The organism is Streptomyces sp. NBC_01591 (assembly GCF_035918155.1).
Lineage (GTDB): Bacteria > Actinomycetota > Actinomycetes > Streptomycetales > Streptomycetaceae > Streptomyces.
In genome coordinates this window covers 3,851,530-3,867,506 of the sequence record NZ_CP109327.1, presented here as the reverse complement: position 1 = coordinate 3,867,506, position 15,977 = coordinate 3,851,530, and the positions used below count along the sequence as shown (strand labels likewise).

Annotated in this window: 19 protein-coding genes; 6 read left to right on the top strand and 13 right to left on the bottom strand. The window is 71.8% G+C overall.

Going from position 1 to position 15,977, the window contains the following annotated elements; genetic code table 11:
- Window positions 1–2 precede the first annotated feature (2 nt).
- The gene (locus tag OG978_RS17905) at window positions 3–338 is read right to left on the bottom strand and encodes a YnfA family protein (RefSeq protein ID WP_072488097.1); all 336 of its coding nucleotides are present in this window, start codon (window positions 336–338) and stop codon (window positions 3–5) included.
- Between the two features lie 301 nt (window positions 339–639).
- On the opposite strand from OG978_RS17905, the gene OG978_RS17900 reads away from it, so the two are divergent.
- Complete coding sequence (locus OG978_RS17900) at window positions 640–1,038, top strand: hypothetical protein (protein WP_326766203.1); 399 nt, start codon at window positions 640–642, stop codon at window positions 1,036–1,038.
- Between the two features lie 28 nt (window positions 1,039–1,066).
- Here the strand turns inward: OG978_RS17900 and OG978_RS17895 are convergent, their stop codons facing one another.
- Entirely contained in the window at window positions 1,067–2,524 is a 1,458-nt protein-coding gene (locus OG978_RS17895; RefSeq protein ID WP_326766202.1) for an FAD-dependent monooxygenase, read from the bottom strand.
- Between the two features lie 127 nt (window positions 2,525–2,651).
- Here OG978_RS17895 and OG978_RS17890 point away from each other — a divergent pair, with 127 nt between their 5' ends.
- Window positions 2,652–3,224, top strand: a complete 573-nt coding sequence (locus OG978_RS17890; RefSeq protein WP_326766201.1) for a TetR/AcrR family transcriptional regulator — start codon at window positions 2,652–2,654, stop codon at window positions 3,222–3,224.
- A gap of 91 nt (window positions 3,225–3,315) precedes the next feature.
- Window positions 3,316–3,801 (top strand): MarR family winged helix-turn-helix transcriptional regulator, encoded by a 486-nt coding sequence (locus OG978_RS17885; RefSeq protein ID WP_326766200.1) that lies wholly within the window; start codon window positions 3,316–3,318, stop codon window positions 3,799–3,801.
- A 49-nt stretch (window positions 3,802–3,850) separates the two neighbouring features.
- Here OG978_RS17885 and OG978_RS17880 read toward each other — a convergent pair whose 3' ends face one another.
- From OG978_RS17880 to OG978_RS17870, 3 genes are all read right to left on the bottom strand, one after another.
- Window positions 3,851–4,594: a Mut7-C RNAse domain-containing protein gene (locus OG978_RS17880; RefSeq protein WP_326766199.1), complete on the bottom strand. Its 744-nt coding sequence runs from the start codon at window positions 4,592–4,594 to the stop codon at window positions 3,851–3,853.
- A 115-nt stretch (window positions 4,595–4,709) separates the two neighbouring features.
- The gene (locus tag OG978_RS17875; protein ID WP_326766198.1) at window positions 4,710–5,564 is read right to left on the bottom strand and encodes an NAD(P)H-binding protein; all 855 of its coding nucleotides are present in this window, start codon (window positions 5,562–5,564) and stop codon (window positions 4,710–4,712) included.
- A 173-nt stretch (window positions 5,565–5,737) separates the two neighbouring features.
- Window positions 5,738–6,514, bottom strand: coding sequence for a phosphodiesterase (locus OG978_RS17870; protein WP_326766197.1), 777 nt, complete (start codon window positions 6,512–6,514; stop codon window positions 5,738–5,740).
- Window positions 6,515–6,735: 221 nt separating this feature from the next.
- Between OG978_RS17870 and OG978_RS17865 the strand changes: the two genes are divergently transcribed.
- Window positions 6,736–7,173 carry a GNAT family N-acetyltransferase gene (locus OG978_RS17865; protein WP_326766196.1) on the top strand — a complete coding sequence of 146 codons (438 nt, stop codon included), beginning with the start codon at window positions 6,736–6,738 and terminating at the stop codon, window positions 7,171–7,173.
- A gap of 2 nt (window positions 7,174–7,175) precedes the next feature.
- On the opposite strand, the gene OG978_RS17860 is transcribed toward OG978_RS17865, so the two are convergent.
- The 7 genes from OG978_RS17860 to OG978_RS17830 all read right to left on the bottom strand — a co-directional run bounded on the left by OG978_RS17860 (window position 7,176) and on the right by OG978_RS17830 (window position 13,106).
- Complete coding sequence (locus tag OG978_RS17860; RefSeq protein WP_326766195.1) at window positions 7,176–7,706, bottom strand: GNAT family N-acetyltransferase; 531 nt, start codon at window positions 7,704–7,706, stop codon at window positions 7,176–7,178.
- A 90-nt stretch (window positions 7,707–7,796) separates the two neighbouring features.
- Entirely contained in the window at window positions 7,797–8,621 is an 825-nt protein-coding gene (locus tag OG978_RS17855; RefSeq protein ID WP_326766194.1) for a helix-turn-helix domain-containing protein, read from the bottom strand.
- 10 nt (window positions 8,622–8,631) lie between these two features.
- Window positions 8,632–8,874, bottom strand: a complete 243-nt coding sequence (locus tag OG978_RS17850) for a hypothetical protein (RefSeq protein WP_326766193.1) — start codon at window positions 8,872–8,874, stop codon at window positions 8,632–8,634.
- Window positions 8,875–9,003: 129 nt separating this feature from the next.
- A complete protein-coding gene (locus OG978_RS17845; protein ID WP_326766192.1) occupies window positions 9,004–10,152 on the bottom strand; it encodes a hypothetical protein in 1,149 nt (382 codons plus the stop codon).
- 142 nt (window positions 10,153–10,294) lie between these two features.
- A complete protein-coding gene (locus OG978_RS17840) occupies window positions 10,295–11,203 on the bottom strand; it encodes a universal stress protein (protein WP_326766191.1) in 909 nt (302 codons plus the stop codon).
- Window positions 11,204–11,248: 45 nt separating this feature from the next.
- A complete protein-coding gene (locus tag OG978_RS17835; protein ID WP_326766190.1) occupies window positions 11,249–12,250 on the bottom strand; it encodes an Acg family FMN-binding oxidoreductase in 1,002 nt (333 codons plus the stop codon).
- Window positions 12,251–12,449: 199 nt separating this feature from the next.
- Window positions 12,450–13,106 (bottom strand): TetR/AcrR family transcriptional regulator, encoded by a 657-nt coding sequence (locus OG978_RS17830; RefSeq protein ID WP_326766189.1) that lies wholly within the window; start codon window positions 13,104–13,106, stop codon window positions 12,450–12,452.
- Window positions 13,107–13,247: 141 nt separating this feature from the next.
- Here OG978_RS17830 and OG978_RS17825 point away from each other — a divergent pair, with 141 nt between their 5' ends.
- Window positions 13,248–13,805 (top strand): NAD(P)H-dependent oxidoreductase, encoded by a 558-nt coding sequence (locus tag OG978_RS17825; protein WP_326766188.1) that lies wholly within the window; start codon window positions 13,248–13,250, stop codon window positions 13,803–13,805.
- Between the two features lie 130 nt (window positions 13,806–13,935).
- Here the strand turns inward: OG978_RS17825 and OG978_RS17820 are convergent, their stop codons facing one another.
- The gene (locus OG978_RS17820) at window positions 13,936–14,526 is read right to left on the bottom strand and encodes a hypothetical protein (protein ID WP_326766187.1); all 591 of its coding nucleotides are present in this window, start codon (window positions 14,524–14,526) and stop codon (window positions 13,936–13,938) included.
- Between the two features lie 129 nt (window positions 14,527–14,655).
- Here OG978_RS17820 and hemL point away from each other — a divergent pair, with 129 nt between their 5' ends.
- Complete coding sequence (gene hemL, locus OG978_RS17815) at window positions 14,656–15,972, top strand: glutamate-1-semialdehyde 2,1-aminomutase (RefSeq protein ID WP_442817704.1); 1,317 nt, start codon at window positions 14,656–14,658, stop codon at window positions 15,970–15,972.
- The last annotated feature ends 5 nt before the right edge of the window (window positions 15,973–15,977 follow it).

Here is a 15,977-nt window from a genome sequence, read left to right as displayed (position 1 = left end):
GGTCAGTGGTTGCGGGGGGCGTACATGATCACGGCCATGCCGGCCAGGCAGATCAGCGCGCCGATCACATCCCAGCGATCGGGGCGGTAGCCGTCGGCGACCATGCCCCAGGCGATCGAGCCGGCGACGAAGACACCGCCGTACGCGGCGAGGATGCGGCCGAACTCGCCGTCCGGCTGGAGCGTGGCGACGAAGCCGTAGGCACCCAGCGCGATGACGCCCGCCCCGATCCAGATCCAGCCCCGGTGCTCGCGTACGCCTTGCCAGACCAGCCAGGCGCCTCCGATCTCGAAGAGCGCGGCGACGACGAACAGCGCGACGGATCGGGTGATGGACATGGAGTCAGCGTGTCATGGGAGGAGGAAGGCGCGCCGAACCGGTCGGTAAATACGGAGGATTCGGGGCGATCTGTATCTTCGGGGCATGGTAGTGACACGTAGAGCCGCACGAGCCGTCTCCGCGACAGCGTCGACGGCGGTGCTGGCTGCGACTGTGGTGCTGGGGGCGGGTGTCGCGGCTGCTGCGCCCTCCGTGGCTGTCGTCCCCTCTGTGATCCCTGAGCCCTCTGTGGTTCTCAAGCCCGCGGTGATTCCTGAGCCCGCCGGGGCCGTTGCGCGCTCCGCGGTTCCTGTGCCCTCCGTGGCCATTGCGCCTGAGGCCGATGTGTCGCACCACGGGCATGTCGTGCTGTGGGGTGCGGGGCTCGGGGTCCGGGTGCGGACCGAGAACCACGGTCCGTCGAGCCTGGCGGGTGTGACCGTGCGCGTGCGGACATCGGTGGCGCTCGCCGGACGCCAGGAGCTTCCGCAGAGCTGTCTGCGGGCCGACCGATGGACCGTGCTGTGCCGGACGGGCGACCTGCGCGCCGACGGGGCGCAGGAGCGGCGGCTCGCCCTCGAACTGCGGCTCGTGGGGCGGCCGGACGAGGTCGTCGTGTGGGTCGACACGCTGTGGAACGGCGGAGCGACCGACCGGAACTCCGGGAACGACGACCACGAGGTGCTGGCTCCGGCCACCGGGGACGAGTACGTGTTCTGAGCCCTGCCCGGCGATGCGGGGCCCGTGCTCACCGGGTGAGCGCGGCCTGCAGGGCCGCCGGGTCGGCGTGGTCGCTCGCCCAGGCGATGTAGCCGTCGGGGCGGACGAGCAGGGTGGTGGTGCGGTCGCCCCGCCAGTGGGCGTGCACCAGCGCGGCCGGTGATGCCGGGGTAGCGGCGTCGGTGGGGGTGACGAGGACGAAGGTCCCGTCGCGCAACAACTGGTGCAGGCGGCCCTCCCGCAGGCTCAGGTCCGGGGCGCGCTTTGCGGTCAGGGGATGCGCGCCGCGCGGGGCCGGGTAGGCGATCGAGATGCCGGAGACCAGGCCGATGGCCTTGTCGGAGGCGGGCCGGATCGTGGACAGCACCTTGGCGACGATGGTCCTGACCGTCCGCTGGAGCGGGGTGCGGGCCATGGCGAGGCGGACGAGCGCGCCGCTGGAGCGGAGCACCCTCGTGCCGACCGGGTGCCGTTCGGCGTGGTAGCTGTCGAGGAGCGCTTCCGGGTCGGCCGAGTGTCCCCGCAGTACGGCGGCGAGCTTCCAGGAGAGGTTGGCAGCGTCCTGGAGGCCGGTGTTCATGCCCTGGCCGCCCGCGGGCGAGTGGACGTGGGCGGCGTCCCCGGCGAGGAAGACCCGGCCCGTCCGGTAGGACGGCGTCTGGCGCTCGTCGCTGTGGAAGCGGGAGATCCAGCGGGCGTCGTGCATGCCGTAGTCGGTACCGAGGGCGAGGCGGGTGATCTCGCGCAGCTCTTCGAGGTCGACGGGGTCGCTGTCCGCGGCCTGGTGCGCGTAGTGCCAACCCATCACGCGGTGCCAGCCGTCGCCGAAGGGTGCGACGAAGGCGAAGGCCTCCCCTCCGCCGCTGACCGTCAGGAGGTCCGGCGGCTGCTCGGTGAGCCGGACATCGGCGAGGACCATCGACCGGATCACGGATTTGCCGGGGAAGGGGAGCCCGAGCGCGTTACGCACGGGGCTGCGCATTCCGTCGGTACCGACGAGATAGCGGGCGGCGAGAGCGGTCCGGCTGCCGTCCGGCTCGCGCAGCTCGGCGGTGACGGATTCCGATGCGGCGCTCTGGTGGAGCCCGGTCAGCTCCGTGTCGTACCGGAAGCGGACGCCGGCGGTGCGGGCCCGGCGCTCCAGCAGGCGCTCCACCTCGTACTGCGGGGTGATCAGCACGAAGGGGAAGCGGGTGTGCAGCCGGGAGAGGTCGAGCGAGAGCTTGCCGAAGAAGCGCAGGGAGGCGAGGGGGGTGCCCGTCTTGATCAGCTCGTCGGCCAGGCCGCGGCTGTCGAGCAGTTCGAGTGTGCGGGCGTGCACGGCGAAGGCGCGCGTCATGTTGCTCGTCTTGCGCGGGCGGCGCTCCACGAGCGTGACGGCGACGCCCTGGGCGGCGAGATCCCCGGCGAGCAGCAGGCCGGTGGGGCCCGCGCCCACGATGAGTACGTCGACGGTCTCGGGTGCGGTGCTCGGGGTGGTGGTCATGGCTGCCTCCTGGGCCCGTTCATCACAGCTGTCACCTTCGTGCCAACGAGCGTTGGTCAACGCTTGTTGGCAACGATAGTCCCGGTGCTACTGGCGTGTCAACGATCGTTGGCCTACATTTGTTGGCATGACAGAACCCGCCACCGCGCCCCGGCGCTCGGACGCCACCAAGGCCGCGATTCTCGGCGCCGCGCGCGAGCGGTTCGCCGCCGACGGATACGAACGCGCCACCATCCGGGCCATCGCCCGTGACGCGAACATCGACCCGTCGATGGTCATGCGCTACTACGGCAACAAGGAGGGGCTGTTCGTCGCCGCCTCCGCGATCGACCTGCGGTTGCCCCAGCTGGGGGCGTTGCCGGGCAAGCACGTCGGTTCGGTCCTCGTCGCGCATTTCCTGGACCGTTGGGAGAACGACGACGTGCTCACGGCCATGCTCAGGGTCGGTGTCACCAACGAAGCGGGCGCGGAGCGGATGAGGGCGCTCTTCGCCGAGCAGATCGGCGCGGTCACGGCCGGCGTCTGCCCCGTTCCGGCCGAAGCGTCCCACCGCGCGGTGCTCGTCGCCTCGCAGATACTCGGGATGGCGCTCGCGCGTTACGTGCTGCGGTTCGGGCCCGCCGTCGAGATGTCGCGCGACGAGGTGGTCGCCTGGCTCGCGCCCACCGTCCAGCGCTATCTGACCGCCGAGACGCCGTAGGGCGGCCGGGCCGGGCGGGCCGGGGTGAGGGCCCCGGATCCAGGGGGCCCGGCTCCGGGGCGAAGGGTTGTCTGCTTCGTACACTCTCTGCATGTCGCAGAAGTCCCAGCCCCACCGCAGTGCGCTGATGGCCGAGCTGACCGTCGAGTCACGCCGCTACATGGCCGCCTACGCGCTCTTCAACCAGGCCGTCGCGGACCATCTGCGGCTCCACCCGACCGATCTGCAGTGCCTCAACCTGCTCGGCCTGGAGGCGGCACCGGTCACCACGGGCCGCATCGCGGAGCTGACCGGGCTCACCACGGGATCGGCGACCCGGCTGGTCGACCGGCTGGAGCGGGGCGGGTACGTGACGCGCGAGCGTGACACCGTCGACCGGCGGCGGGTGCTCGTCGCGACCGTGCCGGAGCGGATGGCGGAGATCGGCGCGGTGTGGGAGTGGCTGAACGGGGCGTGGGCGGCGATGTTCGAGGCGTACGACGACGACGAAGTGGCCCTGCTCATCGCCCACATGCGGCGGACGGTCGAACTGAGCGCGCTGCAGGTCGAGGCGTTGCGGGAGGGCGGCGGCGCGTGACGGGGCGGGCAGCGGCTCGATGCTGCCCGGTCGTGGTGGGCCCCCGGACCTACGCGCCGTCCGCGGGCGTGGGCGCGAACTCGTGGAGCGCCTTCGTGACGATCGCTTCCAGATGGGAGTGGTGGGCGCCCCGCCAGTAGACGCGGTCGCACTCCGTGCACTGCGCGAAGACGTCGTACGAGCGCCGGGTGCCATGTTCCAGGTGGTCGCTGACCGTGTCCTTGTCGGCCGTCTTCAGCGGGCCGTTGCAGGCGGTGCACCTGGTCCAGGGGGCGAGGTGCGGGGAGAACCGCCCGAGCACGTCGCGGAGTTGGTCCTCCGGGCGGTCGCTGTAGACGTACGCCCCGGCCCAGATCTCCCGCCGGTGCAGCAGCCCGCGGTCCCGTGACAGCAGTACGCGCCGCTCGTCCGCCGACCGGGTGGCCAGCGCGGGATCGCCGATGTCCTCGCTCTCGTACGCCGCATCGACACCCAGCAGCCGCAGCCGCCGCGCCAGCGTGCCGAGGTGGACGTCGAGCAGGAACCGCAGGGGCGCGCCCGGGACGTGCTGGGGGCGTTCCACGGCACGTACCTCGACCAGTTCGCCGGCCCCCGGGATGTGCGAGACGGGCACGGGCCGGCCGTCGACCAGGATCTGTCCGGCCTCGGTGAGCGGGATGCCGAGCGACTCCACTACATGGCCGAGGGTGGAGGAGCCGTCGGTGGTCAGGGCCGTGCGTCCCCGGCGGCGTTCATGCGCGACGAAGAGCCGCAGCTCGGGGGCGACTTCGAGGTGGATCTCCGGTCCGTTCACCTCGTCAGGATGTCATCGGCCGGGGTGGGTCAGCCAGGGGGGTTTCGGTTCCCGGCGCGCGTTGGGTGCGCCGGGTGTGCTGAGTGCGCCGGGTGCGCCCGGTGCCTCGCGGGAATCAGGGGCGGAAGGCGGCGGCGTGTTCCTCGGCCCAGGCGGCGAAGGTGCGGGCCGGGTGGCCGGTCAGCTTCTCGGTGTCGCCGGTCACCTCGGCCGGGGAGCCGTCCGACGCGGCCGAGTACGCGAGCAGCGCGTCGGCGATCGGCTCGGGCAGGAAAGCGGCCATCGACTCCTTCCAGGCCGCCCCGGTCACGGTGTTGACGGTGATGGGGCGCCCGGATGCCGCCGCCAGCAGGCCGACCTGTTCGGCGGCGGTGAGCGATTCGGGGCCGGTCAGGTGGTACGCCGCGCCCTGCAGGCGGGGGTCGGTGAGAACGGCGAGGGCGGCCTCGGCGATGTCCGTTCCATCGATGGGGCTGGTGTGGCTGTCGGGGTAGGGGAGGTCGACGGAGCCGTGGGCCCGTACCGACTGTGCCCACTGGTACGCGTTGCTCGCGAAGGCACCCGGGCGGAGCAGCGTCGTGGTGAGGGGCGAGGCCGTCAGGGCCTGCTCCACCGCGTGGTGGGAGGCGGCGATCGGGTTGTCGTGGGCGTCCGGGGCGAGGGCCGAGCTGGAGGAGAGCAGCACGATGTGGCCGACTCCGGCGGTCTCGGCCGCGGAGAGGAAGGCGTCGATGCCGGACGGATCGGCGTAGAGGAAGACGGAGTCGACGCCGTCGAGGGCGGCCCCGAAGGTGGCCGGATCGCCGAGATCGCAGGCCACGACCGGTACGCCGGCGGGCAGCGCGGTGGCTGTGGCGGCGAGGTCCCCGGGGGTGCGCGAGGCGGCGCGGACGGCGTGGCCGTCGCGGTGCAGCAGCGAGACGAGCGTGGAGCCGATACGGCCGCGGCATCCGGTGACGAGAGTGGTCATGGTGGAGGAATCCCCTCTGAGGATATGGCTGCGATACGAATAATCTGCGTGACGCAGATAAATATCCAGGAGGGTGGCCCGGCCGTCAAACGTTTTCGAACGTTGCGGGCGGGCCCGGGCCCAGGGTCGGGATCGAGGCCGGGGCCCGGCGCGAAGGTCGGCTGCGGCCGGCGCTACGGCACGACGCGGTAGTGCGTGGTGATGCGCCCGCCCGCGCCCCGGTCGCCCTCGTCCAGGACGTGGAAGGCCACCCCGGGTGGCGCCGCCCGGTCGGTCAGCCCCTCGCCGCTCTCCCACGGCAGGCGCAGCGTCGACACGACTCCGGGTGCCACGAGCAGGGGGCGTCCGGCGAAGGTCGAGGACATCGCGGTGTGCGCGTGTCCGGTCAGGATCGCCGGGACGTTGTCGACGGGGCGCTCGGCGAGGAGTCGGGCGAACCGGCCGGCGTCGGTGAGGTTCGTCGAGTCCAGGTAGGGGTGGTGGACGGTGGCCGGTGGATGGTGGAACGCGGGGATCGCGGGGGTGTCGCCCAGGTCGTCGAGCGTGCGGGCCAGCCAGTCCAGGGTCTCGTCGTCGAACCGTCCCGCGTCCTCGCCGGGGATGGTCGAGTCGCAGAGCAGCAGGGCGTAACCGGCCACGTGGTGCCGTCGGTTGACGGGGGCGGTCGGGTGCGCCCCGTCGTCCGGTTCGCCGGCCAGCAGGACCTTGCGGTAGGCGCTTCGGTCGTCGTGGTTGCCGGGGCACGGAAGAGCGGGGGCGGTGAGCCCGGCCAGCAGCCGGGCCGCCTCCGCGTACTCGTCGGGGGTGCCGTGGTCCGCGATGTCGCCGGTGACCAGGACCGCATCCGGCTGTCTGGTCAGCGAGTTGAGGTACGCCACCACTCGGGTGGCCCGGTCCGTGGCCCGGTCGGTGCCGTCGAGGTGCAGATCGCTGATGTGTGCCAGCAGCATCGGGTCGTCCCTCATCCCTCGTCGCTCGATGAAGTCGAAGGTGAATCTAATGGATTATGCGTCTCCAGGCATTAGATCGGTGTGTGGAGGGTGTGCGCAAGACCCGGAACGCGGCCCCGGGCCAACGAGCCCCGGGCCCACGAGCCCCGGCCCACGAGCCCCGGCCCGTAAGCCCCGGCCCACGAGCCCCGGCCCGTAAGCCCCCGGCCTACAGTTCCCGCATGAAGATCATCGACCTCGAACCCGGCGATGCCCGCCTGGCCGACGAACTGCTTCCCGTCCTGCGTGAACTCCGCCCCCATCTCACCGAGGACCTTTTCCGGGAGGTGTACGAGAAGGGGTACGCGCAGGGACTGCGGTTCAGTGCCGCATACGACGGCGAGGGCGTCTGCGTGGGAGCGGCCGGGTGGCGCATCATCGACAACACCAGCCAGATCAGGCAGCTGTACGTCGACGACCTGGTCACCGCCGAGGCCGCCCGCTCCACCGGCGTCGGCCGTCGGCTCCTCGGGTATCTCGAAGAGCGGGCCAGGGAGGCGGGTTGTCGGCATCTCAACCTGGACTCGGGCACGCACCGCACCGACGCCCACCGCTTCTATCTGCGGGAGCGGATGGACATCGTCGCGTTCAACTTCGACAAGGCCCTCGATCTCGATTGAGGTCAGCGGCCCCCGTCGAGGTCGAGCCGCCAGTCGTTCGTCAGCAGCGCATGGCCGGGCGGGTACTCGAAGTCGCACTCGCCGATCAGGGTGAAGCCCGCCTTGCGGCACACCGCGTTCGACGCGCCGTTCCCCACGGACGGATAGGCGTGCAGAAAGCGGTGCTTGCGCTCGGCTCGGGCCTGCTCGGCGACGGCCGTCGTCGCGGCCGTCGCGATGCCAAGGCCCTGGTATTCAGGGAGGACGGCCCACCCCGTCTCGTACACCTCCTGGCCCTGCCAGGTCCGCTCCCAGAAGCCGATCGTGCCCACGGTGTCGGCCCCGTCCGTCAGGGCGATGCGGAACATCCTGCCCCGGCCCGTGCGGTCCGCGCTCAGCTCCACGTAGCGCTCGTGGCGCGCTATGAGCTGCTCCTCCGACTCGGGTCCGCCCAGGTGGTCCATCAGCTCCGGTGCGTTGGCACGGCGGAGCAGCTCCAGGTCGGCGTCCGACCAGGCCTCGATCCGTACGGTCGATGAAGCGGTGCGTTCCATACCGGAACTGTAGGACGAGGCACTGACAACCGGGCGGCGAACGGCAATTGGCGCATTGCGGCGGCGGCGGACGGGCCCGGGGCCGGGCGGTCAGCGCGGGGCGAAGGCCGTCGGGGGCACGCCGACCGTGGCCGTGAAGTCCCTGATCAGGTGGGCCTGGTCGCTGTAGCCGAGCTCCGCCGCGAGTGCCGCCCAGTTCACCTGCGGGTCCGACTCGGCCCGCTCCAGCGCCTCGTGGATGCGGTAGCGGAGGATGACCCACTTGGGGCCGACGCCGACGTACGCGGCGAAGAGCCGCTGGAGCGAGCGCGGCGACAGCCCTTCGACGCGGGCGAGTTCGGCGACCCGGCGCACCGTGCGGTCCGTGCGCACCAGGTCGACCAGGGCCATCGCGTGTTCGGCCTGCGGGTCCGGTTCCGGGCGGAGCGCCAGCAGGTACGCGTCGAGCGCCGCCACCCGCGCGTCCTCGTCCGCCGGGTCGAGGACGTCCGACGGCGGGGCGGGCGGGGTGAACACCTCGTCGGCGGGGAGCCGCCGCCCCGTCCACTCCGCGACCGGCCGGCCCGGCGCGAACGGCCGGAACCCGCCGGGCCGGAACTGCACCCCGCAGACCCGGCCCCGGCCCTCCAGCTTCTGCGTGTAGAGCCCCAGACCAATGCCCGAGACCTCCGCGAACCCGGCGTCGCCGGTACGGGCCGCCCCGCCGTCGTCCCCGTACCGCTGGAAGACCAGGTTCACGGACGGGTGCGGCACCAGGTGGGAGACGTACGGCTCGGTCAGGTCCCAGTCGATGAGCCAGTAGTGCTCCAGGTACGGCCGCAGCCCGGCGGCGGGTTCACGGCGGCGGAAACGCACCTGGGCGAAGAGCTCAGGGGCGTCGACGATGCCCCGGGTGTCGCGTCGAGGACCGGCCATGGCGGCGATCCTATGGTGCGCGGGTGTCCGGTGCCCCCGGGATGTCGTAGAGGCCGTCCAGCCTCGTGTACGCGCCGTCGACGACGCCCTCGGCGTCCACCGGCATCGCGTGCTCGGCCAGCCGCGCCGCCCGGTGCGGGCACGGGGCCGGTGGCGCCGGGCGCCGTCGCCGCCACCAGCTCTCGCACGCCGCGTGGATGCCGCCCGCGAAGACCAGTACGGGGATGGACAGGGCCAGCAGGATGTCGCCCACGGCAGACCTCCTCGCACGCGCGGGACAAAGGCAGGTGTCTTCTGCATCGGCAGGTTCGACAGGCCGGCCGGAGATCATTCTTCGGCCAATGAATGGCCGGATGCGGGTGATTGGTGGCCGGGGGCCGGGCTACCGGCTCCACACATGCAGTGCGTCGCCCGCCGCCGACACCGTGTACCAGGTGCCGTCGCCGAGGGCCGTGGGCGCGCCGGATATCGGGAACGGATACGTGATCTGCGCGGTCACCCGCATCTGCGCCCCGGCCGTGCTCACCAGCCAGTGGCGCGGCTCGCCGTACTCCTCGTCCCGCTCCGACGTACCGGCGATGACGGTCGCCTCGTCGAGGAAGCCGCACTCGTAGTCCCAGAGCGACTCGTCGGCGTCCTGGTCGTCGGGATCGGCCCCTGGGTGGCGGGGGATGGTGTGCTCGGTGTCGAGTTCGGACAGTACGGATCCGTCGTCGACCCGGTGCACGCCGAGCGTCTCCTCGTAATGAGTCACCGTCAGGAAGCGGTCCCCCGAGGGGCTCACATCCGTCAGGATCCGTTCGTCGTCGCAGAACCGCTCGACGGAGAGCTGCTCACCGTCCCACCTGCCCCACAGCATCGGCACCCCGTCCTGCCCCTCGCCGACGCACAGTCCCATCCGGGTGGGGTCGGGGTGCGGGACGTGATCCGATCCGGCCGCCACAGTCTCCGCGTCCGCCCGGCCGAGCACCCGTCCGTCGGCGGCGTCGATGACCAGCCACTCGTCCAGCGCCTCCGGGTCGGGTCCGGACGCGGCGACAGGGCCGCGGATATGGGCCCACACGAGCGTCCCGTCCGCGGAGAACACGGCCGATCCGCTGTCCGCGTACAGATGCCGGTGGTCGGTCGCGTACTCCTCGTACGTGGTGTGGAGCGTGCGGCAACTGCCGTCCCAGCAGCCGTGACCGACCTCCCAGCGCACCGCCCCTGCCGGGTCCACCGCGCGCACCGCGTGCACCCCGGCGAAGAGCGCGAGATCACCGCTCGGCGCCACCGTGCAGGTGCCGAAGTCGCGGGGCCAGGGCGCGGGGAACCGGACCGTCGCCGCGCCCGGGGAGTCGGGGTCGACGGCGACCAGCTCGGTGTCGCCGCGCTGGACGAGCAGGCGCCGGAGGCCTGCCGGCTGCCCGCTGCCGGACATGGGCCGTGCGTCCGGCCACCGCAGGAGGCGCGGGGCGTCTGCCGCGTCCCGCGCATGGTCCAGCGGTGCGGCGAGCGTGGTGACAAGGCGTGCGGCGGCGGCATCGGCCATGGGTCGGGCCCTCCCTTTCGTGCGTGAGTGTGTCGACTCGTGCATGGGTGCGTCAGTACGCCAGTACGTCGGTACGTCGGTACGTCGGTACGTCGGTACGAGGAGAACCGTAAGGCCGGTCAGTGGGCGCCCGGTTCCCGTGTCAGCCCTGGTACGTGTCCGGGACGACGGCGACCGGGCAGGCCGCGTAGTGCAGCACCGCATGGTTGACCGGGCCCAGTTGGAGTCCGAGCCATACGCTGCTCCGCCGGGCGCCGACGACCAGGAGTTCCGCGTCCTCGGCGGCTTCGATCAGTGCCTGGTGCGCTGGTCCCTGCGCCACCGCCCGGTGGATGACGGTTCCGGACCCGTCCCGCTCCGGAGCCTCCCGCGCCGTCCGCTCCCGCAGGGCCTGCAGGACCTCTTCGAGGTGTTCCTCGGCCTGTCGGCAGTGTGCGGAAGCGGGGGAGCCCGAGAGGGACGGACGGCTCAGGAGCTCGTGCGCGGGGCGGCGCCAGGCCCGTACGGCGGTGAGCTCGCCGTGGCGCGATGCGGCCTGGGCCAGTGCGAAGACGGCGGCGGCCGACGGACCGGCGGCGTCGCTGATCCCGACGACGACACGGCCGGGTTTCGCCGGTGCGAGCGGCTGCCTCGCCGGAATCACCACGACCGGGCAGTGGGACCGGCCGGCGAGCGCGAGCCCGACGGACCCCAGGAGCATCCCGGCGATCCGGCCCCGGCCCCGGGACCCCAGGACGACGAGTGACGCCTCGTGGCTCTCCCGTACGAGTGTGGCCACCGGGTCCTCGGGCTGTACGTCGGCCACCACGCTCACCTCGGGCCTGAGGTCCTGCACGCGGTCCCGGGCCGAGGCGACGAGATGCTCGGCGAGGAGCTGTTCGGCGGGACGCCCGGTGTCGGCGCTGGGCCGCAGACCCTCGTAGTGCTCCCACAGCGACGCGTGCACGACGCGCAGGGGGAGCCGGGAGCGTGCCGCTTCCGCCGTGGCCCAGTCCAGGGCCCGCAGGCTGCCCTCCGATCCGTCCACTCCGACGACTACCGGGAGCCGCATCGCTCCCACCGCCTTCTCTGCCTCTGCTCGTTACGGTTCGATTCGTTACGGTTCGATCGTCAGTACCCGGTCCACGGGGCGGCGTGGCGTGCGCGGCCCCGTGGGCCCGTATCCCAGGCGGATGATCATCTGGGGGTGCCCCGTGCCGCGGACCGGGTCACGCAGGATCCAGCGCAGGTCCGGCCATTCGAGGGGCTGTGTCGCGAACGAGGTGGACACCGCGTCCAGTGTCGCGGTGAGCAGGACGCGTTCCAGCGCCTGACCGGCGCCCAGCCAGTCCACCGGGCGGTCGCCCTCGGTGCTCAGCAGGGCCAGCTGCGGCCGGTTCTCGAACAGGACACGGGCCCGGTCGGCGAGGGCGGCGGTGCCGGTGAAATCGCGGTTGATCGCTCTCTCGGAGGCGTCGCGGGGGCCGAAGGCGTAGTCGGGGATTCCGTCGACCGGCGCGTCGGTCTTCGTGTACCGGGCCCAGTGGCGCTGCTCGGCGTCTCGCGCCGGGTCGCCGCGGTCGTATCCCTCGGCGTCCCGGATCAGTTCGAGCACGGTCTCCAGATGGCTCGCGGTCAGGAACGCGAGGTCCGCGCCCTCGGTACGGGCCGCGCGTACGAGGCGTGCGCGGACGTCGTCGGGGATCGCCTGCTCGTCGAACGGGTAGCGGCTGGTGTGCCGGTCCGCGATCGCGGGGTGGAGGGCGCGGAACTCTTCGTCGGCCTGCCCGCCGGGGGCGTCGGGGTGGCTGTCGAGGAGTACGGCGGCCAGGAACGCCGGATCCGACGGGACGGGCAGCAGTGTGGTCGCCGCCTCAAGGCCGTGGTGTGCGGCGGACACCCGCAGGTTCAGCAGGGCCGCGCCGCAGCCCACGTGCAGGGCGCGGGTGGAGGGGTCGGCCTCCGGCATCCGGCGCTCGAAGTCGGCCCGGAGGGCGATGGTGCGGCTGAGGCGTCCGTAGCGGAAGAGCCAGGGCTGGGCGTTGTGCATGGACGGTGCGGCGGTGGCATCGGCGACGAGGTCGGTCACCACCGTGTCGGTGAGCGCGTGGGTGGACATCTGACCCCCGGGGTTCGGGAACTGTCGATGTCTCTCCAGCATGTATCAAGTGCCGCCACTGCGATATGGGGCGGTATGAGTCTTTGCGAGACTTTCGCTACGAAACGAGTCCTTCGTCATGAAGCTCGTACTTCCTGCCGCCGGGCTGCCGGCGTGACCCGTCGGCCGAAGGCCTCGCTCCCTCCCTCGGCGGTCGCTCCTAGGTGGTCGCCCCGAGGCTGGTGACCAGGTGGTGCCAGGCTTCCTCCAGGCGCTCCAGCGACATACCGCGCTCGGTGGTGAGGTGGTGGACGAGGGCGGTGTCGATGGAGGCGAGCAGGGTGTGTGCGAGCAGCTCCGGATCGCCGGGCACGTTCGCCTGCCGCAGCAGCATCGCGATGTGGTTGATGCGCAGATGGAGCGCCGGGACGCTGTAGTTGCGCAGCGGGTCGCTCCGGCTGGCCAGGATCAGCGGGTGGTGATCGCTTTCGTGGCGCAGGGTGGCGGGCCCGAAGGCGTGCAGCCGTTCCGCCGCGGGGGCGTCCGGGCCCAGCGGTGGCGGGCCGGAGAGGAAGGCGGCCTGGAACTGCTTCTCCCGGTGGTCCAGGAGCGCGATCAGGAGTCCGGCCCGGTCGCCGAAGCGCCGGAAGACGGTTCCCTTGCCCACCCCCGCTGCGGCGGCCACCGACTCCATGGTCAGGTCCGCCGCCCCGCACCCGGACAGGAGCCGGGAGGCGGCGTCCAGCAGGAGCGTGCGGTTGCGCGCCGCGTCAGCCCGTAGCTGCGGGGGTTGATCGGTCGGGGCGAGCGGGAGGTTTGTCCGCGCTTCTCCCGGTTCGGGCAGCCTCGGAGGGGGAGGGGTGTCGGGGCCGGTCATGGTCTCAGCGTAACGCCCGGAAGGAATAAGTGGACCGTGGTCCGGTTAGGTGGTAAAACTTTAAACGGACCACGGTCCGCTTGATTCGACTTACTCGACGTACCTGTCTCTCCGCCTCTCTCCGCCTCCCGGGAGTTCCCCATGTCTGTACGCATCCTCGCGCTCGTCGGCAGCCTCCGCGCCGGCTCGCACAACCGTCAGCTCGCCGAAGCCGCCGCCAAGCACGCCCCTGCGGGCGCCGAGATCGAGCTGTTCGAGGGCCTGGCCGAGGTGCCCTTCTACAACGAGGACATCGACGTCGAGGGAAGCGTCCCGGCCGCTGCCGCCCGGCTGCGTGAGGCGGCGGCCCAGGCCGACGCGTTCCTGCTGTTCTCGCCCGAGTACAACGGCACCATGCCGGCCGTCCTGAAGAACGCCATCGACTGGCTGTCCCGCCCGTACGGTGCCGGCGCCATCTCCGGCAAGCCGGTCGCCGCGATCGGCACCGCCTTCGGCCAGTACGGCGGCGTCTGGGCGCAGGACGACGTCCGCAAGTCCGTCGGGATCGCGGGCGCCGTGGTCCTGGAGGACGTCAAGCTGTCCATCCCCGGCTCCGTGACGCGCTTCGCCGACATCCACCCCGCCGACGACGCCGAGGTCGTCACCGCGCTCACCGAAGTCATCGGCAAGGTGCACTCGGCTGCTTCCGTGGCCGCCTGACCGCTACGCATACGGCGGCGGTACGGGCGAGGATGCCCGACCGCCGCCGTCGTCATGTTCCGGGACGCCTGAGGGCGCCGAGGACGCCCGAGGACGCCCCTCAGCAGCACCGCGCTGAACGAACCCCGGGTCAGGGCCACACCAGGCAGTACGCCTGATGCCCCGCGTCATGCAGCCGGTGCGAGAAGTCCTGCCACTCGTGCAGGAGTTGGTAGACGTTGAACGCGTCGCGCGGGCCGCCGCGGTCCGGGACCGTGGACCAGATGAACGCCGCGGCACCCACCGACTCCTCGCCGACGCCGCGCAGCGGGTCGACAACCGTCATCGGAAGCTTGACCACCGCGTAGTCGGGGTGCAGCACGACGAGTTCGAGCGGGGGGACCTTGTGCAGGGGTATGCCCTGTATTCCGGTGAGGACCATCGCCGCCACCGTCTCCGGCTTGATCTTGGTGAACATGCCGCCCATGCCCAGCTCGTCGCCGCCGAGCTCCTCGGGGCGCATCGAGATGGGCACGCGTGCCGCGGTGGCCCCGTCGGGGGCACCGAAGTACTTGTAGGTCACCCCCACCCGGCCATCACTCCTGCTTCCGGCTCCGCCACCCTGCGCACCACCGGCCTGTATGCCTTGCTTGCGCTCCGCCTCACGCCGGTGCCGACCCCGCCGGGCAGGCTCGGGCCCCAGGTCGTCGGTCCCTTCGCCCACTCCGCCACCGCGATGCATATCTCATCCACCCGACTACTACTTAGGAGACACAGCCCCCGCCGCGCAACCCGATCATCGTGTCAGTGACCTCCCCCGCGGGCGTGCGGTGAAACACCTGTCCGCAAGACCGTCCGTGGCTCTGACACCATGGCTTGTGTGAGCTTTCCCTATGACGCCCCAGTTTCGCAGACGCTTTTCGACCGCGCGTCCCTCGTGACGCCCGGCGGCGTGAACTCTCCCGTCCGTGCCTTCCGGGCCGTGGGCGGTACGCCCCGCTTCATGGTGTCCGGCAGCGGTCCGTATCTCACCGACGCCGACGGCCGTGAGTACGTCGACCTCGTGTGCTCGTGGGGGCCGATGATCCTCGGCCACTCCCACCCGGAGGTCATCGCCGCAGTTCAGGAGGCTGTCGCCCGCGGCACCTCGTTCGGTACGCCCGGTGAGGGCGAGGTCGCGCTCGCCGAGGAGATCGTGGCCCGGATCGAGCCCGTGGAGCAGGTGCGACTGGTGTCGTCCGGCACCGAGGCGACCATGTCCGCGATCCGTCTCGCCCGCGGGTTCACCGGCCGGGCCAAGGTGGTGAAGTTCGCCGGCTGCTACCACGGCCACGTCGACGCGCTGCTCGTCGCCGCCGGTTCCGGGGTCGCGACCTTCGGCCTTCCGGACACCCCGGGGGTCACCGGTGCGCAGGCCGGCGACACGATCGTGCTGCCGTACAACGACCTGGACGCCGTACGCGAGGCGTTCGCCGCGCACCCCGGCGAGATCGCCTGTGTGATCACCGAGGCGTCGCCGGGCAACATGGGCGTCGTACCGCCGCTGGACGGTTTCAACGCCGGGCTCAAGGAGCTCTGCGCCGCGAACGGCGCGCTCTACATCTCCGACGAGGTCATGACCGGGTTCCGCACGTCGAAGGCCGGCTGGTTCGGCGTCGACGGGGTGCGGCCCGATCTGATGACCTTCGGCAAGGTCATGGGCGGCGGCTTCCCGGCCGCGGCCTTCGGCGGGCGCGCGGACGTGATGGCGCACCTCGCCCCGGTCGGCCCCGTCTACCAGGCGGGCACCCTCTCCGGGAACCCGATCGCCACCGCCGCCGGTCTCGCCCAGCTGCGACTGCTCGACGACGCGGCGTACGCCAAGGTGGACGCGGTCTCCGCGGAGATCCGCGGACTGGTCAGCGAGGCGCTCGCCAAGGAGGGCGTGGCGCACACCGTGCAGGCGGCGAGCAACATGTTCTCCGTCTTCTTCACCGACCGGCCGGTGCGGAACTACGAGGATGCGAAGCAGCAGGAAGCTTTCCGCTTCACCGCCTTCTTCCACTCGCTGCTCTCGCAGGGCGTCTACCTGCCCCCGTCGGCCTTCGAGTCCTGGTTCGTCTCCACCGCTCACGACACGCAGGCCGTCGAGCGCATCGCCGCCGCCCTGCCCGCCGCTGCCCGCGCCGCTTCGGAGGCCACCGCATGAGCGAG